Origin of the sequence: Aggregicoccus sp. 17bor-14 (assembly GCF_009659535.1) — a bacterium.
Taxonomy (GTDB): domain Bacteria; phylum Myxococcota; class Myxococcia; order Myxococcales; family Myxococcaceae; genus Aggregicoccus.
Map to the genome: position 1 here is coordinate 98,270 of NZ_VJZZ01000002.1, position 19,828 is coordinate 118,097.

Genomic DNA, 19,828 nt, shown 5'->3' on the forward strand with positions numbered 1-19,828 from the left:
GACGAGTCCCTCCCGCAAAGGAGCTGCCCCATGACCGCCCGAATCACCATCTCCTACTGCAACTCCTGAGGCTACAAGCCCCGGGCCGCCCGTGCGGCGGCCGTACTGAAGGACGCGCTGGACGTGGACGCAGAGCTGAAGACGGGGCCCTCGGGCTCCTTCGAGGTGTCGGTGGACGGGCGCACCGTGGTGCGCAAGGCCGGCCTCGCCTTCCCCACCGAGCAGGAGGTGGTGGACGCGGTGGCCCGGGCCCTCGGCCCCTGAGGTCCTGAGGGTGAGGGGAGCAGCCGGGCAGCCGGCCGCTCCCCGCTCCCCACGCCGCTCGCCGCACCGGGCCCCTCCGCCTCAGCTTTGAGCGCAGGAGGTGGACACGTGAGCGAAGCCACGGACACGGCAGCCGCACAGCGCAACTGGTGGGAGTCGCCCTTCGAGCGGCGCTCGGTGCAGCTCAAGATGGGGGTGTGGGCGGAGGACGGGACGCGGCTGGGGTACGTGAGCGCCATGTCGCGCGCCGGGCTCTCGGTGCGCCCGCACAAGCGCGCGCGGAGCGCGTTCCACATCCCGCTGGAGGCCATCGTGGGGCTCACGGCGGACGGGGTGCGGGTGCGCGGCGCCGCGGGCGGCTACGCGCTCGGGCCCGAGACGGGTGACCCCGCGGCCGTGAGCGCGCACACGCTGCCGCTCGCCGACACGCTGCTCGCGCACTAGAAGTACACGAGCGCGCCCAGCGTGCCCTCGCGCTCGCCGTCCGCGTGGCGCTGCGCCGCGAGCTCGAGCCCGAGGGCGGGCGTGAGGTGCAGGCGCGCGGTGGCGTCCGCGCTCCAGCCCTGGCGCACGCCGTTCTTCTGTCCCGGCGGCTGCTCGAAGAAGAACTGGTAGCGCCCGCCGGCGACCACGGTCGCGCGCGTGCCCAGCCGCAGCCGCGCGCCCACGTGCGGCCCCAGCGCCGGGCGCAGCCCCGTGCCGAAGAGCCCGGGGAGGTGCGGCCCCGCGTGCAGGCTCGCCTCGCTCAGGCCGAAGAGCGTGAGCGCGCCGCCGAAGGAGGTCACGGCGAGCCCGCCGCCCACCTCGCCGCCGGCCGCGTAGCAGTCCTTCTTGGGGCCGCCCGGGCAGCCGCCATCGCGGATGCGGTCCAGCCCCACGCGCGCGGTCCAGCTCGGCGCGCGGTCGAAGCGGTCCAGCGCGGTGAGGCTGAGGATGCGCACCAGCGTGAGCTCGTCCAGCGCGAAGCGCGGGCTGGTGAGGCCGCCGCGCAGCTGCAGGTTCACGAACTCGATCTGCGCGAGCTCGGGGTAGCCCTCGTGCGGGTCCGCGAGGTCGCGCAGCGCGAAGCGGAAGCGGTAGAGCGCGAACGCGCCGTCGCGGCTGCTCGTGCCCGCGCTCACCGCGAGCCGCTGGTTCGGGTTGCCGCGCTGGGGCTGGCGCTCGTAGGGCGGCGGGATGACGAGCGGCGGGCTGGGGCGCAGCACCTGGCTGCGCCGCTCCAGCAGGTGCTGCTTCGTCTGGCTCGCCTCGAGGCTGGTGCCGTGCACGAGCACCTTCGCCTCGCGCAGGTCCACGTAGTCCAGCGCCGCGTCCAGCACCGCCACCTGGCGCTCGGGGGTGAGGTCCGCGGGCAGCGGGCGCGTGGGCTCGCGCGCGACGTCCTCCACCAGGTCCAGCTCGCGGCCGCTGAGCCCGGCCGCGCGCGCGCGGAACTGGCTGCGGATGGAGGGGCGGTAGGTCACGCGCGCGACGAGGCCCGGCTGCGCGTGCACCACCTTCACCGTCTCGCTCGGCAGCACGTAGGGGCGCAGGTGCTCGAGCAGCGGCAGGCGCGGCGCCGCGGCCTCGAGCACCGCGAGGATGCGGTAGGAGCAGTTCTCGCTCAGGTAGAAGTAGTCGAAGTAGGTGCCGCCCACCTCCCACAGGTGGGCGACCAGCATCGTGAGCTCCTGCGGCTGCAGCGCGAGCTCGTACTCCCACAGGTCGCGGCTCTCGTACTCGTTGTACTCGCGCACCTTGTAGAAGTACGGGTAGTGGTTGAAGCGGCCGGGGAACAGGCCGGTCATCCCCTTGAGGCCGTAGAGCAGCGCGTTGCTCGTGTCGACCACGCCCGCGTAGTCCACGCCGTAGTCCAGCAGCTCCGAGCGCATCCCGGTGCTCACCTCGGGCACCTTGTTGAAGCGCAGGAAGGTGTGGCCGAAGGCGGAGGCCGGGTTGTTCAGGTAGTAGCTGCTGAAGACCAGCGTCACCGAGCGCGGGTCCAGCCGCTTCCAGAACGCGACCAGGTCCTTGCACTCCACCCGCGGCAGGTGCGTGACGTCCACCGCGAGCGCCTGGGCGAGGAAGAGCAGGCGCGCCGGGAAGCGGCACTGGGCGTGCTGGCCCTCTTTCCCGGCCACGGGCGGCGCGAAGAGCGCGGCGAGCGTGGCGTCCAGCTCCGCCGCCGGGTCGTCCTTGCCGCCCTTGGCGAGGAAGAACTCGAGCCCGTCCGCCTCCGACTGGTAGCGGCCGCCGGGGCTCTTCACGTAGTGCCCGAGCCGCAGCCACTGCTTCTGCCGCGCGAGCCCCTGCGCGTGCGCGCGCTGCTGGAGCACGGCCACATCGGCACTGGCGCTGGGGGACGGAGGGGGAGACGGCGGCGCGGCGCTCGCGAGCGCGCTCAGCAGGAGCAGGACGGGGAGAGACAAGAGGCCTCGGGAGAAGCGCGTGCCCGCGCACGGGCCGCCTGGGGCGGCACGCACGCGGGCACGTTGTACCACGGGTGGGCCGGGGCGAAGGCGCGCCCCCGGCCCGCTGCGGGCACTAGCCAGCCAGCTGGCTGCAGGCGAGCGACTTGTCCGCCTTCAGCGTGTTGAGCAGGCTCTCGGTGACCTGGGTGCTGGGGGTCTGCTCGCTCGGGAAGATGGTCCCGAACTTGCTCTGCAGCGCGGCGCCCACGGCGTCCGCGTTGCTGCAGCCGGCGATGGCCGCCAGGTTCACGATGGTCTCGCCCTGGCCGCGCGAGATGTCCTTGGCCAGCACCTCGCGGTTGGCCTCCACGAACACCTGGGTGCGCTGGGAGACCTGGTCGGTCGCCGCGGCGCCGCAGTTCAGCGTGCCGGTGGTGATGCCGAAGGTCTGGCTGCCGAAGCTGCCGTTGAGCGTGGCGGCGAGGATCTGGATCGCACCCGGCTTGTCGCCGAGCAGGACCGCGCCGAGACCACAGCCGGCAGTGCCGTAGGGGGCCGCCACGGCCACCGCGCTGCTCAGGAGCACCACCGCCGACACTGCGCCGATGAACTTCCGCATTCGCTCTTCTCCGTCTCTTGTGGGGGTTCTGCTGCAACGCATGTCCCGGTGGGCCGTGCCCTCGGGGTGCGTCCAGGTGCTAGCCAACCCCACCCGCGCGCCCCGCTTCAAGCCCTCCGGGGCAATAAGACGTGCGGACGACAGGAGCCGCTTCGCGCCGCGAGTCAACAAGTCCCTTCGCCTCTGCGCGCATTTGCGCTTTAAGCGCCGTTGCCATGGAGACACCCCAGAACCTCGAGAAGCTGCAGGCCCAGGTGAGCGCGGCGTTCGCGGACCGCGCGCTGCTCAAGGACGCAGGCCACGCCCAGGCGGTGCGCGACACGCTCGCGCTGCTGGACGCGGGGAGCCTGCGCGTCGCCGAGAAGGACGCGACCACCGGCACCTGGCGCACGCACGCGTGGGTGAAGGAGGCCATCCTGCTCTTCTTCGCGCTGAGCGAGATGAAGGTGATGGAGGTGGGCCCCTTCGAGTTCCACGACAAGGTGCCCCTGAAGAAGGGGCTCGAGGCGGCCGGCGTGCGCGTGGTGCCGCCGGGCGTGGTGCGCTACGGCGCGCACGTGGAGCGCGGCGCGGTGGTGATGCCCGGCTACGTGAACATCGGGGCGCGCGTGGGCGCGGGCACCATGGTGGACACCTGGGCCACCGTGGGCTCCTGCGCGCAGGTGGGCAAGGGCGTGCACCTGTCCGGCGGCGTGGGGCTGGGCGGCGTGCTCGAGCCACCCGCCGCGAGCCCCGTCATCATCGAGGACGGCGCCTTCGTGGGCAGCCGCTGCATCGTGGTGGAGGGCGTGGTGGTGGAGGAGGAGGCCGTGCTGGGGGCCAACGTGGTGCTCACCGCCTCCACCCAGATCATCGACGTCACCGGCCCCGAGGAGAAGGTCTACAAGGGCCGGGTCCCGGCGCGCAGCGTGGTCATCCCCGGCATGCGCGAGAAGCAGTTCCCCGCCGGGCGCTTCAGCGTGCCCTGCGCGCTCATCATCGGGCAGCGCACGAAGAGCACCGACCAGAAGACCAGCCTCAACGCCGCCCTGCGCGACTTCGCCGTCGCGGTGTAGCGGCTCGGGGCCCTGTCGGAGCTTCGTCCGGCGCTTGTCGAGGGTTCGCGAGGAAAACCCTCGACGGCACGCGCGAACACGCATCCGCTGCGGGCCCGCGCCCGTAACCTTGGACAGAGCGCAGGGCCGCTGTGGCCTGCGCGCTGAGCCATGAGCGAGCCCCACCCCGAACACCTCGAAGACCTCCTCCCGGACCTCGCGCTGGGGACGCTCCCGGCGCACGCGCAGGCGCGTGCCGAGGCGCACCTCGCGCGCTGCGCCGGCTGCCGCGCGGAGCTCGCGCGCCTGCGCCTCGCGGTGGGCGCGCTGGCGCCCGCGGTCGCCCCGCCGCCGCCGGTGCTCGAAGGGCTCCTCGCCGAGATGCAGGGGCCGGAGCGCCTCGCGTACCACGCCGGCCGCGTGGCGCAGCTCTTCGACCTGGACGAGGCGCGCGCCCGCGCGCTGCTGCGCACCCTGAGCGACCCCGCCGCCTGGCAGCCCGGCCCCACGCCGGACGTGGACGTGGTGCCGGTGGAGACGGGCCCCGCGCGCGCCGGGATGCTCGCGGCCTTCGCCCGCATGCGCGCCGGCAGCCGCTACCCGCGCCACACCCACCACGGCCGCGAGTGGACGCTGGTGCTGGAGGGCGGGATGCGCGAGGAGACCGGCGAGGAGACCTGGCCCGGCGAGACCTTCGAGCAGGCGGACGGCACCACCCACGCCTTCAGCATCCTGCCGGACGTGGACTGCCTCGCCGCCGCGCTCTTCGAGGGCCACACGACCTTCGACGAGCCGGTGCCCGGGCGCTAGGGTGCGCAGCGTGACGACCGCCGCCGCCCTCGCCCAGCGCACCCTGGACCTCTGCCGCATCGCGAGCCCCATCGGGCAGGAGGGGCCGCTCGCGGACCACATGGAGCGCTGGGCGCTGCAGCACTTCGCGCGCGAGCAGGTGGTGCGCCACGGCCACTCGCTCGTGGTGGGGCGGCTCGAGGACCCGCGCCCCACGGTGGCGCTCGTGGGCCACCTGGACACCGTGCCCGCGCACCCCGGGGACGCGCCCGCGCGGCTCGAGGGCGAGCGCGTGTACGGCCTGGGCGCGAGCGACATGAAGGGCGGGCTCGCGGTGATGATGGCGCTCGCCGAGCAGCTGCCCCGCGCGGAGCTGCCGGTGAACCTGCTCCTCATGCTCTACGAGCGCGAGGAGGGGCCCTACCTCGAGAGCGGCCTCGGCCCCCTCTTCGAGCACGTGCCGCAGCTCTCGCGCGTGCACTTCGGCATCGCGATGGAGCCCACGGACAACGTGGTGCAGGTGGGCTGCGTGGGCAGCCTCCACGTGACGCTGCGCTTCTCCGGCCGCAGCGCGCACTCCGCGCGGCCCTGGCAGGGCGAGAACGCCATCCACAAGGCGGGCCCGCTGCTCGCGGAGCTGCTCGCCCGGCCGCGCGTGGAGGTGCTCCACGAAGGCTTCGCCTTCTACGAGGTGATGAGCATCACCCGGGCCGAGGGCGGCCGCGCGCGCAACGTCGTGCCCGAGCGCTTCGAGCTCAACCTCAACTACCGCTTCGCTCCCGGCAAGAGCCTCGAGGCCGCGCAGGAGGACGTGCGCAGGCTCGTCGCCGGCCGGGCCGAGGTGAGCTTCACCGACCTCGCCCCGAGCGGCCGCGTCTGCGCGCAGAACCCGCTCTACCGCCAGCTGCTGCAGCTCACGGGGCTGCCGGCCGCGAGCAAGCAGGCCTGGACGGACGTGGCGCGCTTCAGCCAGTTCGGCGTGGACGCGGTGAACTTCGGCCCCGGCGAGACGGCGCAGGCCCACCAGGCGAACGAGAGCTGCAGCATCCCGGCGCTCGCGGTGGCGTACGAGAAGCTCGCCGCCTTCCTGCAGCGCGCCGCGTGACTGTCCCCTCTCCCCCTGGGAGAGGGTCGGGGTGAGGGATTGCTGTCCCTGACCAGCGAGCGTGCGAGGATGCGCCGCATGGGCTCGCCCGTCGTGATCGTCCCCGGCCTGGACAACTCCGGGCCGCAGCACTGGCAGACGCTGTGGGTGCCGCGCCTTCCCGCGGGCAGCGTGCGCGTGGAGCAGGCCGACTGGCAGCAGCCCGAGCTGGAGGCGTGGGTGAGGACGCTGGACGCGGCCATCGCCCGCTGCGCTGCGCCGCCCGTGCTCGTCGCGCACTCGCTCGGCTGCAGCACGGTGGTGCACTGGGCGGCGCGCATGAGCCGGCCGGTGAAGGCCGCACTGCTGGTGGCGCCGCCAGACCTGGCGCGGCCCGACGTGCTCGACGTGCTGCGCCCCTTCGCGCCCGTGCCCGCACGCCCGCTGCCCTTTCCTTCCGTGCTCGTCGCCTCGAGCGACGACCCCTACGCGAGCCTCTCCGCCTCGCGCGAGCTCGCGCGCGCGTGGGGCAGCCGCTTCGTGGACGCAGGGGCCGTGGGGCACCTCAACACGGCCTCGGGGCTGGGGGACTGGCCGCAGGGCTGGGCGCTGCTGCAGGGGCTCGGGTGAGCGCGGGCGCACGGAGCGTTGAGTTCTCGCCCCCCGGAGTGCGGCCCCCGCGACGCGGCCCGTGGTCCTGTGGCCTCATGCACCGCGGCCCTGCACTGCGCCGCACCCGGTGCGTGTTCACTGCGCAGGGGACCTCGCGCCCCGGCGCTCCGCTTGCAACCTCGAGGAGGACACCATGACCGACCTGCACGGCCCCCCGCCCCCCGGCTCGCATCCGCCTCCCTTCCAGCCGCCGCCGGTGCACCACCCGCGCTGGCCCATCTTCCTCGCGCTGGGGCTCGCCGTGCTGCTGGGCGTGGCCGCCTGGTACTTCTTCCTGCGCGCGCCGAAGCTGCCGGACGTGAACGTGCCCCAGGTGCCCGTCGCCGACGCGGGCCCCGCGGCGCCCGCGCCCGCCTCGCTCTCCGGCACCGACCCGCACGTGCGCGAGGTGGTGGGCCAGCTGTCCAAGGACCCTGACTTCACCCGCTGGCTCATGGCCGAGGACCTGGTGCGCCGCTTCGTCTCCGCGGTGACGGCCATCGGCAACGGCGAGAGCCCCCGCACGCAGCTGCCCTTCATGGCGCCCCAGGGCCCCTTCAAGGTGACCTCGAAGCGCGGCGGCAAGGTCGTCATCGCGCCGGAGAGCTTCAGCCGCTACGACCCCGTGGCGCGTGCCGTGACCTCCGTGGACACGCAGAGCGTGAACCGCGTGTACCAGGAGCTCAAGCCGCTGCTGGACTCCGCGTACGGTGAGATTGCCCCGCCCGGAAACACCTTCGAGCAGGCGCTGGCCGGCGCCATCGGGAAGCTCGTCGCCGTGCCCGTGCCGGACGGGGACATCCAGGTGAAGGCGAAGGGCGCCATGTACACCTTCGCGGACGAGGACATGGAGGCGCGCAGCGCGAGCGAGAAGCACCTGCTGCGCATGGGGCCGGAGAACCAGCGCAAGGTGCAGGTGAAGCTTGCGGAGCTGGCCGGGGCGCTGGGGCTGCCGCTGCCTGCGGGCGTGGACGGCGGCGCGGCGGTGCAGCCGGATGCGGGCGCGGCGGACGCGGGTACCGTGGACGCTGGAGGGTAGTGAGGAGGATGCTTCCCCCATCCCTCCTCGGCACGGCCTTCGTCTCGACATCGCAGGAGTACGCGTGGCGCAAGGCAGAGCTGCCTCGCGCCGTGCGGGAGCTCGCTGATGCGAGCCTCCTGATTTTGGGAGGCGAGGCGTGGATTGCCGAGGATGGGCACTTCCTCGGGCTCCTCCCTACGCTCGATGGCCAGTCCTGCGTCATCCACTGGGAGACCGAGGTGCCGCCAGCACTGCCCTGGCGCGAGCAGGTCGCCCAGGCTGCAGAGCAGACGCTGCGCATCATCCCCGGCCTCGATGCGGAGGAGGAGGTGGTTCCGGAGTACCGAGATCTCATCTGGTACAACGTGACCTTCTGCAACGAGGAGGAGTACGGAGCGCTGCAGCTCCGAGACAAGCCCTAGGCGCCGAACCGAGCGAGATGCCGTCGCTACGGCTGTCGCACCATCGCTGCGCACTCCAGAAGGGTTACGTCCGTCAGCGGCGCCACCACGCGAGCTCCGTTCCATCGAAGTAGAGGTGGAACGCGTCGCAGTCGCCGGCCGAGAGCACGACGCCGCGCGAGCCCTGCTGCTGGCTCGCACGCGTCAGCCGCTGCTGCAGCGCACGGACCTTCTCGCACTCGGGACCCTTCGCTCCGCCCGAGCACCCCCACTCCTCGAGCGGGAGTCCGAGTGGCTCGAGCGTGAGGGTGGCCTGCTCGGCGGTTGCGCACAGGCCGTCCGCCTCGAAGGTGCGGACCCAATGCTGGGTTCCCGCGCCCACGGGACCCGCCACCACCGCCACCACGGCCGCCGTGCCACGCACTCCCAACATCACGACGTCCGCCCGGCCATCGAGCGTCACGTCCGCGCGCAGGGCGGTCGCTGCCCTCCACGTCACGTCCGGTAGGCGCTGCGCCAGGAGCGCGCGGGCCCGCTCCACCTCGCCCGCCTCTTTCGGGCTCGCAGCGGCGACGGCCAGTGCAGAGAGGAGGAAGGCGACGAGTGCAGGCTTCATGGGCTTAGATCTACCACCATGCGCTCTGCTCCGGCTCTGCTCCTCCTCGCCACGCTCGTGCTCGGGTCGGGAGCGCCTGCGCATGCCGATGGCGATCCGTGCGGCCCTCTGGATGGAGAGCTCCAGCAACTCACGGTGCGAGCTCGCACCGGGGAGCGTGGGCTCTGGCTCCAGGTTCAGCAGGTGCAGGCGCGGTATCCGGCACGGTGTGACGATGGCGCCCTGGCCGAGGGGTACTCCGAGCTCGTGACCTCCACACTCGCGCAGCGCTGGAGCCAGGTCGCGGAGCTCGCCAGGCTCGCACGAACCGACCGTGCCTTCCTCGCCTTCGTCCTGCGGCACGTCGATGCCTCGGCGTCGGAGGACGATCTGAGGCGAGTGGCGGAGAATGCCCGGACGGCTTGTCCCAAAGGTGTGTCCCGTGCGCTCTGTGCCGACCTCGAGCGCGCCGCGGCGCGGGCGCTCTCGCCGAAGTAGCCCCACTGCTCTACGGATGCGGTGATGCGCAGCAGGCCTCGAGGAGCACGGCTGCGCTCTCTTCCCTCACCCTTTCCCTCTCCCAGGGGGAGAGGGGACAGTCTTCGCTCTCAGGGACACGAGGACTCCGAGGAGAAGGCCTGCTCCGCCCAGCACGAGGCGCTGGGTGAGGGGCTCGTGCAGGAGCAGCACGGCTCCCGCCGCTGCGAGCACCGGCACGCTCAGTTGCACGATCGCCGCGCGCGCACTGCTCAGGTGCGGAAGCGCCGCGTACCAGAGGCTGTAGCCGACACCTGAGGCGAGCACGCCCGAGGCCGCCGCGAGCACCAGCCCCTTGACCGTCGCGTGCGGCGCACCCGCGAAGGGCAGGGCGAGCAGCCACAGCGCGAGCGCGAAGGGCACGCCGCGCAGGAAGTTCCCCGCCGTCGCCGCGAGCGGATCCGTGCTTCCGCGCCCGCGCAGGCTGTACACGCCCCACGCCACGCCGGCCCCCGCCATCAGCAGTGCACCCACTGCGTCCGGAGCGCTCGCGCCCGGAAGCGTGAGGCCGAGCAATCCCGCCAGCGCCACCGCGAGCCCCACCCACTCGAGCGCCCGCGGCCGCTCCCCGCGCACGAGCCCCGCCGTGAGCATGGTGAGCTGCACGAGGCCGAAGAGCAGCAGCGCCCCCACCCCCGCGCCGATGCGCACGTACGCGAGGCTGAAGCCCGCCGCGTACGCGAAGAGCGCGAGCGCCGAGCGCCACGTGCCCTTCTGCCCCCGCTCGCGCTGCCGGCGCATCCGCACCAGCAGCGCGAGGACCAACGCCCCCGCCACCAGCCGCACCAGCGTGAAGCTCGCCGCATCGATGCTGCGAGCCGCGCCGCCCGAGAGGGCAGCGCGGCACAACAGCGAGTTCGCGGCAAAGCCCAGGAGGGCGAGCAGGGTGAGCAGGGCGGTGTTCACGCAGCCGGGACATAGCGGGCGGCCGCCCGCGCGTCACGTACCCGCGGCATCACCTCGCGGCTGAAGTTCTCCATCTCCTCCAGCTGGGGGCTGCACTGCAGGAGCAGCAGGTCCACCCCCGCGCGCTCGAAGGCGAGCACGCGCTCGGCCACCTGGTCCGGCGTTCCCACCAGCCCCGCCCGCAGGCCGCGGTTGGAGACCGAGTAGTCCTGCAGGCTGAGCGCGCTCTCCAGCTTCGTGTGCGCCACCCAGTCGCGGTAGTTCTGGTAGCCCGGGCTGCCCTCCTGCACGTTCGTGATGCGCGCGAGCTCCCGCTTCGCCTCGGCCTCGGTGGGCCGCACGATGGTGTACGCCGCCATCCCGAACTGCAGCGGCGGCAGCTTCCACTCCGCGCGCCGGCGCTGCATGTCCGCAATCTTCGCCGCCACCGTCTCCGGCGCGTCCCCGTGCATCACGTACGCATCGCAGGCGCGGCTGATGAGCCTCTTCGCCGCCTCGCTCTCGCCGCCCGCGTACAGCGTGGGCCGGCGGCGGTAGCCGCGCACCAGGGGCTTGGGCTCGAGGATGGTCCCGTCCACCCGGTAGTACTTGCCCTGGTGGCTGAAGCGCGGCTCCTTCCACACGCCGTCGAGCACCTGCAGCCAGTCCTCGGTGCGCGCGTAGCGGTCGTCGTGCTCCTCGAAGTGCACGCCGTAGCGGCGCGCCTCGTCCTGCCACCAGCTGCTCACCACGTTGAGGCTGAGCCGCCCGTTGCTGATGTGGTCGATGTTCGCCGCCTGCTTCGCGAGCAGGGCGGGGGAGTGGAACGTGGGCCGCACCGCCACAATCAGCTCGAGCCGCTCGGTCACCGCCGCGAGCGCCGCTGCGGTGCTCCACGCGTCGAGACTGGGCGCATCGATGCCCTTGATGTCGTTCATGAAGAGCTCGGCGATGAGCGTGAGGTCGTAGCCGAGCACCTCACTGCGCCGCGCGAGCCGCTGCACGTACGCCCACGAGGTCTCCATCGCCTCGTCCTGCACGTTGCGCAGCCAGCCGCCGAAGACGGGGAGCCAGTATCCGTAGCGCATGACTAGGCCGCCTCCCCGACGTCGAGGTCGGACGGGTTCGCGCCCTCGGCGCGCGCGACGAGGAAGTCCACCAGCCGCTCGAAGGGGTCGAAGCCCACCACTCGCAGCGGGTCCGCGACGAAGTTGGAGAGCGCGTTCACGTCGTAGAAGTAGTGCTGCCCGTCGCGCGCATCCACGAGGTACTCGATGCCTCCCACGTCGATGCCAGCGCGGCGGATGAGCGTCTCCGCCTGCCAGATGACGTGCGGTGGTGGCGTCGCCGCCTCCACGCGCATCCCGTTCTTCGGCGCATCCAGCGCGCACGCACCGCGCGCGAGCGCCGCGCCGTCGGTGGTCTGGCACACGTCCGCGGGGCAGAGGTTGAAGGAGTTCTCGGCCGGGTAGACGTTGATCGCGTAGAGGAACTTGCCGCCCAGCAGCTCCACGCGCGTGATGTGGCCACCCTGCAGGGGTGCGAGCTCCTGCAAGAGCGCGGTGCCATCCGGGCCCAGCTCCAGCGTGCCCGCCTCCACGGCGCGCGCGAGCTCGGCCTCGGTCCCGTACGCGCGGATGCCCGCGCCGCTGCCGCCCACGTTCGCCTTCACCAGCACGGGGAAGCGCAGGCCGGCAGCCGCCTCGAGTGCGCGCGAGGGATGGTTGAAGACGCGGGCGCGCGGGGTGGGCAGGTTCAGCTCCTCGGCGAGCTCGAGCTGCAGCGCCTTGCTCAGCTCCGTCTCGTAGGCGCGGGCGCCGTTCACCACCGGCACGCCGAGCCGCCGCAGGTGGCGCAGCCAGTGCTGCGTGTGGAAGGTGCTCTGTGAATGCCCGCGCAGGTAGGCGCTGGGGCTCGCGCGGTTGAAGACGAGCGAGTAGGGCACGTGGCGCTCGCGCGGGTCGTACACGTGCGCGCTCGCGTCCAGGCGCACGTAGGGGACGCGGCGGCGCTCCAGCGTGTGGAAGAGCGGGCGGAACCAGTCGGGATGCTCGTGGAGGATGGCGATGGGCTTCATGCGGAGGACCTCGGGTTGACCAGCGGGTGGAATCGCCGCCTGGGAGGTCCTCGGGATGAGCGGGGCTGCATGCTGCAAGGGGCGCCCTGAAAACGACAACGCCCCGGTCCGCTCGTCTCGAGGACCGGGGCGACGCTTGGGGCGTCCGATGGGGGCGCTTCCCGACTACGCGTGCACGCTGGCTCCCTCGCTGACCGCACGACAGGCGGCGCGACAGAGACAGCAGCAGCAGGTAGCGGAGGTGAAGGGCATGCGGACGGGGGAGAGGTAATCGCGCGGCCTGCGCGGAGTCAAGCGGCCGCGCTCGCGGGCCCTCGCACGAACAGCGCCTCCGCCTGCGCGAGCGCGGCCGCGTCCTGCAGCACGTCGCCGGGGCGCGAGCCGTGGCCCACCACCGCGCCTCCGAAGCGCATCTTCATGTAGTCCGCCGTGAGCCGCAGCGTCTGCACCAGCGGCGCGCTGCCCTCGTCCACGCCCGGGTCGTCCGAGTTCACCGTGACGAGCCACAGCGTGCGGCCCACCATCTTCGCGCGGAAGTCGAGACCCGGGACCCGGAACATCCCCGACCAGTGGTCGAGGTACAGCTTCGCGGAGGTGGGCAGGCTGTACCAGTAGGTGGGCGCGACGAAGACCAGGTCCGTCGCGGCCACCGTCTGGCGGTAGAGACCGGAGAGGGGCTCGGTGAGCGGCGGGTAGCCGCCCGGCGTGTGGCGCAGGTCCAGGAAGGGCGGGAGCCCGAGTGCATCGAGGCTCACCCAGGTCTGCTTCACCGAGGCGGGGAGGCTCGCGGCGGCGCGGCGCGCGAGCAGCTCGGTGTTGCCCTCGGCGCGGGCGCTGGAGAGCAGGAAGAGGAAGTGGCGGTCGGCGGCAGGAGAGGTGGACATTTTGGCAGGAGCGGGCGCAGGCACAGAGGCGGTGGGCGCTGGGATGCGCGGGCCTGCGGAGCGTTTCCCGCACTGGCTTGCGCTTCGCAAGTGCGGGAGGTGGCCCGCGGGCCAGGGTGCCCTCCCTGCCAGGCACCCGAGAGGCCACGCCGCACCTTGCCGAGGGAGAGGACATGGCGCACTTCTGGAAGGGCAAGCGTTCCTGGCTCGCGCTCGGAGTCCTGGTGTCTCTCTGGAGCCTCATCCTCGGTGCAGCGGCGTGGGTGAGCCAGCCACAGCGCCGCACCGCGCCCACCTGCATGCCCTCTCCCGTCGACCCGCAGCGCTTGAAGGCCCACGTGCGCGCCCTGAGCGAGACGCTGCACCCGCGCGATTACGAGCACCCGGAGAACCTGGAGCGCGCGGCGCGCTACCTCGAGGCCTCACTGAAGGGGGCCGGGGGCCGCGTGAGACGCGAGCCCTTCGAGGTGTACGGCGACACCTTCCACAACGTGGTGGCGAGCTTCGGGCCGGAGACCGGGGAGCGGCTCGTGGTGGGCGCGCACTACGACGCGGTGCAGGGGACGCCAGGTGCGGACGACAACGCGAGCGGCGTCGCCGGGCTGCTCGAGCTCGCGCAGTTGCTGGGCAAGAGGCCTCCCACGATGCGCGTGGACCTCGTCGCCTTCGTGCTCGAGGAGCCGCCCTTCTTCGGCTCACAGAACATGGGCAGTGCGGTGCACGCGCGCGGGCTGAAGAAGGCGGGCGTGAAGGTGCGTGCGATGCTCTCGCTCGAGATGCTCGGCTGCTTCTCGGATGCGAAGGGGAGCCAGCAGTACCCGGTGCCGGGGATGAAGATGCTCTACCCGGACGCGGGAAACTTCATCGGCGTGGTGGGGACCCTGGGCGGCGAGGCGCTGGTGGCGGAGGTAAAGGCCGGGATGCGCTCGGCGGGCGGCATCCCGGTGGAGAGCCTCAATGCGCCGCGCAGCGTGGTGGGCGTGGACCTCTCCGACCACGCGAGCTTCTGGGACCAGGGCTTCCCCGCGCTGATGATCACCGACACCGCGTTCCTGCGAAACGAGCGCTACCACCGCGCCGACGACACCTGGGACACGCTCGACTACCCGCGCATGGCGCAGGTGGTGGAGGCGCTGCACTGCGCGCTCGAGTCGCTCGCGCAGGGATGAGGGAAGCGCCCGCGCTATCCGAGCCGCTTGCGGAAGCGCAGCGTGGCGAACCCGAGGATGGCCAGCCCGAAGACGAGCAGCGCGAGCAGCTGCGGCCACACCTCCGCGAGCCCCGCGCCCCGCAGCAGCACCGCGCGCAGCAGCTCCACGAAGTAGCGCACCGGGTTGAGCCGCGTGGCCCACTGCAGCCACACGGGCATCCCGCTCACCGGCGTCATCACGCCCGAGAGCAGGATGGCGGGAAGGGTAAAGAGGAAGCCGCCGAGGAACGCCTGCTGCTGGCTGCCGGAGACAGTGGAGATGAGCAGCCCCACGCCCAACGTGCTCAGCAGGTAGAGCAGCGCCCCCAGCGCGAGCACCGGCAAGGGTCCGCGCAATGGCACGTCGAAGAGCCAGGTGCCGAAGGCCAGCACCAGCATCACGTCCACCAGGCCGATGACGAAGAAGGGCGCCATCTTCCCGGCAAGCAGGGAGAGCGGCTCGAGCGGCGTCACCAGCACCTGCTCCAGCGTGCCCATCTCGCGCTCGCGCGCGAGACCCATCGCGGTGACGATGGTGGTCACCACCAACAGCAGCATCGCCATCACACCGGGCACCATGAAGGGCGGCGTGCGCAGGCTCGGGTTGTAGAGCACGCGCGGCACGGCGCTCACGCCCCCGGGGGCAGCGGCACCGGCGCGCTCGCGCATGAGCCCCTCGTTAACCTCGCCGAAGTAGCGCGACACCGCGCCCGCGACCACGTTCGCCCGGTTCGGGTCCGTGCCGTCCAGCAGCACCTGCACCTGCGCGGGGCGCCCCGCGAGCAGGTCGCGCCCGAGCCGCGGCGGCAGCACCAGGGCCGCGGCCACCTGTCCCTCGTCGATGGCCCTCTGCGCGTCCTCCGCGCTCGGCGCGCGCGCCTGCTCGCGCAGGGTGCCGTCCGCGAGGAGGCGGCGCGTGTGCAGCCGGCTCTCCGCGCTGCCGTCGCGGTCCACCACCGCGGTCGGCACGCGGTCCACGTCGAAGTCCACCGCGAAGCCGAAGAGCACGGTCTGAATCAGCGGCGCCATCACCAGCAGGAACATCATCCGGCGGTCGCGCACCGTCTGGCGCACCTCCTTGCGCACCACCGCCCGCAGCTGCACGCGGCGCGAGATGCGCGGCGGCGCGGGCACCTCGCGCAGCGGGGTAGGGGAGGGCAGGTCCTCGAGAGAACGCTCTTGCATCACGCGACCCTCCGCTCGAAGCGCCGGGTGGCGAGCGCAATGACCGCGACGGCGAACGCCGCGAGCGCAAGCAGGCTGGGCCACAGCGTGGCGAAGCCGTTGCCCTTGAGCAGCACGCCGCGCAGCACGTACACCAGGTGCCGCGCGGGGATGACCTGCGAGAGCAGCCGCAGGGGCAGGGGCATGTTCTGCACGGGGAAGATCATCCCGGACAGGAGCATCGAGGGCAGCAGCGCGCTCAGCGCCCCGGCCTGCGTGGCCACGAGCTGGTTCTTCGCCACCACCGAGATGAGCAGCCCCTGCCCCAGCATCCCCACGAGGAAGAGCAGCCCCGCGACGAAGAGCAGCGGGAGGCTGCCGCGCAGCGGCACGTCGAAGGCGGTGGCACCGAACGCGAGCACGAGCAAGAGCTGCAGCATCCCGAGGACGAGGTAGGGCACGAGCTTGCCCAGGACGATCTCCAGCCGGCCCACGGGCGAGGCGAAGAGCTGCTCCATCGAGCCGCGCTCCCACTCGCCGGCGATGGTGAGCGCCGTGAGCAGCACCGCGCAGATGGCGAGCAGGTAGGCCGCGAGTCCCGGCACCATGAACAGCGCGCTGCGCGCCTCGGGGTTGTAGAGCGTCCACACCCGCACCTGCACCGGCGGCGTCATGCGCGGAGCGCCCGTGAGCTCGCGCGAGGCGTTGCGCACGACGGCATCCGCCTTCGAGAGCACCTGGTTCGCGCTCACCGCGTCGGAGCCCTCGACCAGCAGTTGTACCGGGGCGGTCTTGCGCTCGAGCAGGCGCTCCTCGAAGTCGCGCGGCACCACTACCGCGCCGTAGAGCGCGCCACGCCGCATCCGGCGCTGCACCTCGTCCACGCTGTCCACGGGCTGCAGCTCGAACTCCCCCGAGCCCTGGAAGGCACGCGCGAGCTGCCGCGAGGAGGCGGTGGGCGCCGGGTCCACCCACGCGAGCGCGATGTGGTCCAGGTCGAAGCTCACCCCGTAGCCGAAGAGCAGCAGCATCAGCACCGGCATCCCCAGCGCGAGGTAGAGCATGCGCGGGTCGCGCCGGATGTGCAGCGCCTCCTTCGCGGCGATGGCGCCGGTGCGCAGCAGGGCGTGCTTCATCGAGGACCTCATGCCGCCTGCTCCTTCGCGCTCTTGCCCACCACCGCGAGGAACACGTCCTCGAGCGAGGGCTCGGCGACCTCGGCCACCACCTCGCTCGCACCGGCCGCACTGAGCCGCGCGACCAGCGCCTCCGGAGCGAGCCCCTGCTCCACCCGCACGTGCAGCCCGCCACCGAAGGGCGCCACGTCGCGCACGCCGGGCTGACCCGAGAGCGCACGGCTCGCGGCGAGCAGGTTGCGCCCGCTCACCGCGAGCACCCGCTCCGGCACCCAGGTGCGCTTGAGCCCCGCGGGCGTGTCCAGCGCCACCAGGCGCCCGTCCACCATGAGTCCGATGCGCGCGCAGTACTCCGCCTCGTCGAGGTAGTGCGTCGTCACGAACACGGTGGTCCCCTCGTCGGCCACCTCGCGGATGAGGCGCCAGAAGACGCGCCGGGCCACCGGGTCCACGCCGGCCGTGGGCTCGTCCAGGAACACCACCTGCGGGCGGTGCAGCAGCGCGCTGCAGAGCGCGAGCCTTTGGCGCAGCCCGCCGGGCAGCGAGCCCGTGGTTGCGTCCTCCAGCCCCGCGAGGTCCGTGCGCTCGAGCAGCTCCGCCGCGCGCAGCCGCAGCGCGCGCCCGCTCAGGCCGTACGCCCCGCCGAAGAAGAGCAGGTTCTCCAGCACCGGCAGGTCCAGGTAGAGCGAGAACTTCTGGGACATGTACCCGATGGAGGCCTTCACCGACTCGGGCGCGCGCCCCACGTCGTGCCCCGCCACCCAGGCCTCGCCACCGCTCGGCGCGAGCAGCCCCGTGAGCATGCGGATGGTGGTGCTCTTGCCCGCGCCGTTCGCCCCCAGGTAGCCGAAGATCTCTCCGCGCCCCACCTCGAAGCTCACGTCGTCCACCGCGCGGAAGGTGCCGAAGTGGCGGCTGAGGCCGCGCGCGACGATGGAGACATCGCTGGAGCCCTCGCCACTCATGACGCCTCCTCCTCGCGCAGCCGCGAGAGGAAGAGGTCCTCGAAGTCCGCCCGCGCGGGCACGAGGTGCGCACCCAGCGGCGCGAGCCCGCGCAACACGGCGTCGCCCTCACCGTGCGTCACCACGACGCGCAGCCGTGCGCCGGCAGGAGACGCGGCCTGCACCGCGGGAAGGTGCGCGAGCGCTGCGTCCACCTCGCGCCGCTCGCCGCCGTGCACCTCGTACACCTCGTGCGCGAAGCGCTGCAGCAGCACGCGCGGCTCGCCCTCGAGCAGGAGGCGGCCGCGGTGCACCAGCCCCACCCGGTGGCAGCGCTCGGCCTCGTCCATGTAGGGCGTGGACACGAGCACCGTCATCCCCTCCTGCACGAACTCGTAGAGCAGCGCCCACAGCTCGCGCCGGCTCACCGGGTCCACGCCGTTGGTGGGCTCGTCCAGGAGGAGCACCGCGGGCTCGTGCAGCAGCGCGCACGCGAGCGCGAGCTTCTTGTACATCCCGCCCGAGAGCGCGTCCGCGCGCCGGTCGAGGAAGCGCCCCAGCCGCGTCACCTCCAGCAGCCGCTCGCGGCGCTGCACGTACGTCGCGCGCGGCAGCACGTAGAGCCGCGCGAAGAACTGGAGGTTCTCGGCCACGGTGAGGTCGCGGTAGAGGCTGAACTGCTGCGGCATCAGCCCGAGCAGCTCGCGCACTGCGCTCCCCTCGCGCACCGGGTCGCGTCCCAGCACGCGCGCCGTGCCGGCGTCCGGCGAGAGCAGCCCCGCGAGCGCGCGGCTCGCCGTGGTCTTCCCCGCGCCATCCGCCCCCACCAGCCCGTACAGCTCGCCGCGACGCACGGAGAAGCTCAGCCCCGCGAGCGCCTCCACGGTGCCAAAGCGCTTGTGCAGCCCCACGGCCTCCAGCGCGAGCGCGCCCTCCGTCGCCATGGCTAGCGCCCCGTCCCCGGCAGCGTCACCTGCACCGGCATCCCGTCGCGCAGGCGCCCGCCCGGGTTATCCACGCGCACCTCCACCGCGTAGACGAGCCGGTCGCGATCGGTGCGCGTCTGGATGTTGCGCGGGGTGAACTCCGCCTCCAGCGCCACCGTGCGCACGTGGGCGCGGAAGGTCTCGCGGGGGAACGCGTCCGCCACCACCTGGGCCTCGGCGCCGGGCTTCACCGCGCCCACCTCCGCGTTGGGCAGGTAGAAGGTGGCCTTCACCTCGCTCAGGTCGACCAGGCGCGCGAGCACTGCGCCCGGGGAGACGAGCTCGCCGGCCTCGTGCGGCAGCTCCGCCACCTCCGCGTCGCGCGGGGCGTGCACCGCGCACTCGTCCGCCATCAGCCGGGCGCGCGCCACCTCCGCCTCCGCCGCGTGCACCATCGCGGCGGCCGCGGTGGACTGCGCATCGGCCGCGCGCACGGCGGATGCGGCGGCGCGCGCCTGCTCGGCGCTGGCGTTGGCCTGCGCGCGCGCCGCCCGGGCCCGGTGCGAGAGCGCATCCGCATCCGCCTTCGTCTGGTCCACCGTGGCCACCGTCATCACCGTGGGGATGGAGGCGAGGCGCGCCGCCTGCCGCTCGGCCGCGTCGCGCTGCGCGCCCGTCGCCTCCGCCTGGGCGAGCGCCGCGGCCTGGGCGGCCCGAGAGGCGCTGGTGTTGCTGCGCGCGGAGACCACCTGCACTGCGGCGGCCTCCTGCTGCGCGCGGCCCGCCGCGAGCTTCGCCTGGGCCGCGGCGAGCTGCGCCTCGGCGTCCGAGCAGTCGAGCGTGACGAGCAGCTGGCCCTTGTGCACCCGCTCGCCCTCGCGCACGTGCAGCGCCGCGATGCGGGCCCCCACGCGGCTGGAGAGGTCCACGCGCACGCCCTCGATCTCCCCCGAGCCCCCCGCGGGCGCGGCCTCCGCGCGCGCCTGCTTCCAGAGCCGCAAGGCGATGAGGCCCGAGAGGACGAGGGTGAGGGCGACGAGGGCGACGGCGACGCGGCGCATGGGCTCTCCTGGCGCCTCCGGAAGGGGAGGCCACGCGACTCCAGGGGCAAGAGCCGTGCCTGCCCGCGTCCCCTCTGGGGAGCCCCGGGGCACTGTCAGGAAATCCGACGCCCCGTTCGGAAGCCCTGACACCCTCGGGCCCTCTCCGTGCCCCGGCCCGGGCGTGCGGGCCGCGGC

Annotated in this window: 22 protein-coding genes; 10 read left to right on the forward strand and 12 right to left on the reverse strand. The window is 73.0% G+C overall.

Annotation, left to right across the window (positions count from 1 at the left end; all coding sequences use genetic code 11):
* The first annotated feature begins 30 nt into the window (after window positions 1-30).
* Both FGE12_RS29970 and FGE12_RS04250 read left to right on the forward strand, forming a co-directional pair.
* Window positions 31-264, forward strand: a complete 234-nt coding sequence (locus tag FGE12_RS29970) for an Rdx family protein (protein ID WP_228530573.1) — start codon at window positions 31-33, stop codon at window positions 262-264.
* A 108-nt stretch (window positions 265-372) separates the two neighbouring features.
* Window positions 373-708 carry a hypothetical protein gene (locus tag FGE12_RS04250; protein ID WP_153864973.1) on the forward strand — a complete coding sequence of 112 codons (336 nt, stop codon included), beginning with the start codon at window positions 373-375 and terminating at the stop codon, window positions 706-708.
* Here the strand turns inward: FGE12_RS04250 and FGE12_RS04255 are convergent.
* Both FGE12_RS04255 and FGE12_RS04260 read right to left on the reverse strand, forming a co-directional pair.
* On the reverse strand, window positions 705-2,672 hold the full coding sequence (locus FGE12_RS04255; RefSeq protein WP_153864974.1) for a DUF4105 domain-containing protein: 1,968 nt from the start codon (window positions 2,670-2,672) through the stop codon (window positions 705-707). The two genes, FGE12_RS04250 and FGE12_RS04255, sit on opposite strands and share 4 nt — an antisense overlap.
* Before the next feature lie 115 nt (window positions 2,673-2,787).
* Window positions 2,788-3,273 carry a DUF3015 family protein gene (locus FGE12_RS04260; protein ID WP_153864975.1) on the reverse strand — a complete coding sequence of 162 codons (486 nt, stop codon included), beginning with the start codon at window positions 3,271-3,273 and terminating at the stop codon, window positions 2,788-2,790.
* Between the two features lie 215 nt (window positions 3,274-3,488).
* Between FGE12_RS04260 and FGE12_RS04265 the strand changes: the two genes are divergently transcribed.
* The 6 genes from FGE12_RS04265 to FGE12_RS04290 all read left to right on the forward strand — a co-directional run bounded on the left by FGE12_RS04265 (window position 3,489) and on the right by FGE12_RS04290 (window position 8,274).
* Window positions 3,489-4,328 carry a 2,3,4,5-tetrahydropyridine-2,6-dicarboxylate N-succinyltransferase gene (locus FGE12_RS04265; RefSeq protein ID WP_153864976.1) on the forward strand — a complete coding sequence of 280 codons (840 nt, stop codon included), beginning with the start codon at window positions 3,489-3,491 and terminating at the stop codon, window positions 4,326-4,328.
* Window positions 4,329-4,478: 150 nt separating this feature from the next.
* Entirely contained in the window at window positions 4,479-5,117 is a 639-nt protein-coding gene (locus FGE12_RS04270; protein WP_153864977.1) for a cupin domain-containing protein, read from the forward strand.
* A gap of 10 nt (window positions 5,118-5,127) precedes the next feature.
* Window positions 5,128-6,201 carry a succinyl-diaminopimelate desuccinylase gene (gene dapE / locus FGE12_RS04275; protein WP_370458880.1) on the forward strand — a complete coding sequence of 358 codons (1,074 nt, stop codon included), beginning with the start codon at window positions 5,128-5,130 and terminating at the stop codon, window positions 6,199-6,201.
* A 78-nt stretch (window positions 6,202-6,279) separates the two neighbouring features.
* Window positions 6,280-6,810 (forward strand): alpha/beta hydrolase, encoded by a 531-nt coding sequence (locus tag FGE12_RS04280; protein WP_153864978.1) that lies wholly within the window; start codon window positions 6,280-6,282, stop codon window positions 6,808-6,810.
* Between the two features lie 175 nt (window positions 6,811-6,985).
* Window positions 6,986-7,870 carry a DUF3014 domain-containing protein gene (locus FGE12_RS04285; RefSeq protein ID WP_153864979.1) on the forward strand — a complete coding sequence of 295 codons (885 nt, stop codon included), beginning with the start codon at window positions 6,986-6,988 and terminating at the stop codon, window positions 7,868-7,870.
* An 8-nt stretch (window positions 7,871-7,878) separates the two neighbouring features.
* Entirely contained in the window at window positions 7,879-8,274 is a 396-nt protein-coding gene (locus tag FGE12_RS04290) for a hypothetical protein (protein ID WP_153864980.1), read from the forward strand.
* Between the two features lie 73 nt (window positions 8,275-8,347).
* On the opposite strand, the gene FGE12_RS04295 is transcribed toward FGE12_RS04290, so the two are convergent.
* Window positions 8,348-8,869 (reverse strand): hypothetical protein, encoded by a 522-nt coding sequence (locus tag FGE12_RS04295; RefSeq protein ID WP_153864981.1) that lies wholly within the window; start codon window positions 8,867-8,869, stop codon window positions 8,348-8,350.
* Window positions 8,870-8,887: 18 nt separating this feature from the next.
* Between FGE12_RS04295 and FGE12_RS04300 the strand changes: the two genes are divergently transcribed.
* Complete coding sequence (locus FGE12_RS04300; protein ID WP_153864982.1) at window positions 8,888-9,346, forward strand: hypothetical protein; 459 nt, start codon at window positions 8,888-8,890, stop codon at window positions 9,344-9,346.
* A gap of 66 nt (window positions 9,347-9,412) precedes the next feature.
* On the opposite strand, the gene FGE12_RS04305 is transcribed toward FGE12_RS04300, so the two are convergent.
* From FGE12_RS04305 to FGE12_RS04320, 4 genes are all read right to left on the reverse strand, one after another.
* Window positions 9,413-10,291, reverse strand: a complete 879-nt coding sequence (locus FGE12_RS04305) for a DMT family transporter (RefSeq protein WP_194797577.1) — start codon at window positions 10,289-10,291, stop codon at window positions 9,413-9,415.
* On the reverse strand, window positions 10,288-11,358 hold the full coding sequence (locus FGE12_RS04310) for an LLM class flavin-dependent oxidoreductase (RefSeq protein ID WP_153864983.1): 1,071 nt from the start codon (window positions 11,356-11,358) through the stop codon (window positions 10,288-10,290). The genes FGE12_RS04305 and FGE12_RS04310 overlap by 4 nt, the downstream gene beginning before the upstream one ends.
* 2 nt (window positions 11,359-11,360) lie before the next feature.
* Window positions 11,361-12,347 (reverse strand): RimK family alpha-L-glutamate ligase, encoded by a 987-nt coding sequence (locus FGE12_RS04315; protein ID WP_153864984.1) that lies wholly within the window; start codon window positions 12,345-12,347, stop codon window positions 11,361-11,363.
* A gap of 290 nt (window positions 12,348-12,637) precedes the next feature.
* A complete protein-coding gene (locus FGE12_RS04320) occupies window positions 12,638-13,231 on the reverse strand; it encodes a flavodoxin family protein (protein ID WP_153864985.1) in 594 nt (197 codons plus the stop codon).
* 173 nt (window positions 13,232-13,404) lie between these two features.
* On the opposite strand from FGE12_RS04320, the gene FGE12_RS04325 reads away from it, so the two are divergent.
* Window positions 13,405-14,400 carry a M28 family peptidase gene (locus FGE12_RS04325; protein ID WP_153864986.1) on the forward strand — a complete coding sequence of 332 codons (996 nt, stop codon included), beginning with the start codon at window positions 13,405-13,407 and terminating at the stop codon, window positions 14,398-14,400.
* Between the two features lie 14 nt (window positions 14,401-14,414).
* Here the strand turns inward: FGE12_RS04325 and FGE12_RS04330 are convergent, their stop codons facing one another.
* The 5 genes from FGE12_RS04330 to FGE12_RS04350 are packed head-to-tail and all read right to left on the reverse strand — an operon-like array spanning window position 14,415 to window position 19,651.
* Window positions 14,415-15,605, reverse strand: coding sequence for an ABC transporter permease (locus tag FGE12_RS04330; protein ID WP_153864987.1), 1,191 nt, complete (start codon window positions 15,603-15,605; stop codon window positions 14,415-14,417).
* Entirely contained in the window at window positions 15,605-16,732 is a 1,128-nt protein-coding gene (locus tag FGE12_RS04335) for an ABC transporter permease (RefSeq protein WP_153864988.1), read from the reverse strand. Before FGE12_RS04335 ends, FGE12_RS04330 begins: the two co-directional genes overlap by 1 nt.
* Entirely contained in the window at window positions 16,729-17,685 is a 957-nt protein-coding gene (locus FGE12_RS04340; RefSeq protein ID WP_153864989.1) for an ABC transporter ATP-binding protein, read from the reverse strand. The genes FGE12_RS04335 and FGE12_RS04340 overlap by 4 nt, the downstream gene beginning before the upstream one ends.
* Window positions 17,682-18,608, reverse strand: coding sequence for an ABC transporter ATP-binding protein (locus FGE12_RS04345; RefSeq protein WP_153864990.1), 927 nt, complete (start codon window positions 18,606-18,608; stop codon window positions 17,682-17,684). The genes FGE12_RS04340 and FGE12_RS04345 overlap by 4 nt, the downstream gene beginning before the upstream one ends.
* A gap of 2 nt (window positions 18,609-18,610) precedes the next feature.
* On the reverse strand, window positions 18,611-19,651 hold the full coding sequence (locus FGE12_RS04350) for an HlyD family secretion protein (protein ID WP_153864991.1): 1,041 nt from the start codon (window positions 19,649-19,651) through the stop codon (window positions 18,611-18,613).
* Window positions 19,652-19,828 lie beyond the last annotated feature (177 nt).

What these genes read in the sequence shown, in the direction of transcription:
- FGE12_RS04260 (WP_153864975.1), bottom strand. Translation starts at nt 3,273, where the DNA reads ATGCGGAAGTTCATCGGCGCAGTGTCGGCGGTGGTGCTCCTGAGCAGC.
- FGE12_RS04265 (WP_153864976.1), top strand. Translation starts at nt 3,489, where the DNA reads ATGGAGACACCCCAGAACCTCGAGAAGCTGCAGGCCCAGGTGAGCGCG.
- FGE12_RS04270 (WP_153864977.1), top strand. Translation starts at nt 4,479, where the DNA reads ATGAGCGAGCCCCACCCCGAACACCTCGAAGACCTCCTCCCGGACCTC.
- FGE12_RS04280 (WP_153864978.1), top strand. Translation starts at nt 6,280, where the DNA reads ATGGGCTCGCCCGTCGTGATCGTCCCCGGCCTGGACAACTCCGGGCCG.
- FGE12_RS04285 (WP_153864979.1), top strand. Translation starts at nt 6,986, where the DNA reads ATGACCGACCTGCACGGCCCCCCGCCCCCCGGCTCGCATCCGCCTCCC.
- FGE12_RS04290 (WP_153864980.1), top strand. Translation starts at nt 7,879, where the DNA reads ATGCTTCCCCCATCCCTCCTCGGCACGGCCTTCGTCTCGACATCGCAG.
- FGE12_RS04295 (WP_153864981.1), bottom strand. Translation starts at nt 8,869, where the DNA reads ATGAAGCCTGCACTCGTCGCCTTCCTCCTCTCTGCACTGGCCGTCGCC.
- FGE12_RS04300 (WP_153864982.1), top strand. Translation starts at nt 8,888, where the DNA reads ATGCGCTCTGCTCCGGCTCTGCTCCTCCTCGCCACGCTCGTGCTCGGG.
- FGE12_RS04310 (WP_153864983.1), bottom strand. Translation starts at nt 11,358, where the DNA reads ATGCGCTACGGATACTGGCTCCCCGTCTTCGGCGGCTGGCTGCGCAAC.
- FGE12_RS04315 (WP_153864984.1), bottom strand. Translation starts at nt 12,347, where the DNA reads ATGAAGCCCATCGCCATCCTCCACGAGCATCCCGACTGGTTCCGCCCG.
- FGE12_RS04320 (WP_153864985.1), bottom strand. Translation starts at nt 13,231, where the DNA reads ATGTCCACCTCTCCTGCCGCCGACCGCCACTTCCTCTTCCTGCTCTCC.
- FGE12_RS04325 (WP_153864986.1), top strand. Translation starts at nt 13,405, where the DNA reads ATGGCGCACTTCTGGAAGGGCAAGCGTTCCTGGCTCGCGCTCGGAGTC.
- FGE12_RS04330 (WP_153864987.1), bottom strand. Translation starts at nt 15,605, where the DNA reads ATGCAAGAGCGTTCTCTCGAGGACCTGCCCTCCCCTACCCCGCTGCGC.
- FGE12_RS04335 (WP_153864988.1), bottom strand. Translation starts at nt 16,732, where the DNA reads ATGAGGTCCTCGATGAAGCACGCCCTGCTGCGCACCGGCGCCATCGCC.
- FGE12_RS04340 (WP_153864989.1), bottom strand. Translation starts at nt 17,685, where the DNA reads ATGAGTGGCGAGGGCTCCAGCGATGTCTCCATCGTCGCGCGCGGCCTC.
- FGE12_RS04345 (WP_153864990.1), bottom strand. Translation starts at nt 18,608, where the DNA reads ATGGCGACGGAGGGCGCGCTCGCGCTGGAGGCCGTGGGGCTGCACAAG.
- FGE12_RS04350 (WP_153864991.1), bottom strand. Translation starts at nt 19,651, where the DNA reads ATGCGCCGCGTCGCCGTCGCCCTCGTCGCCCTCACCCTCGTCCTCTCG.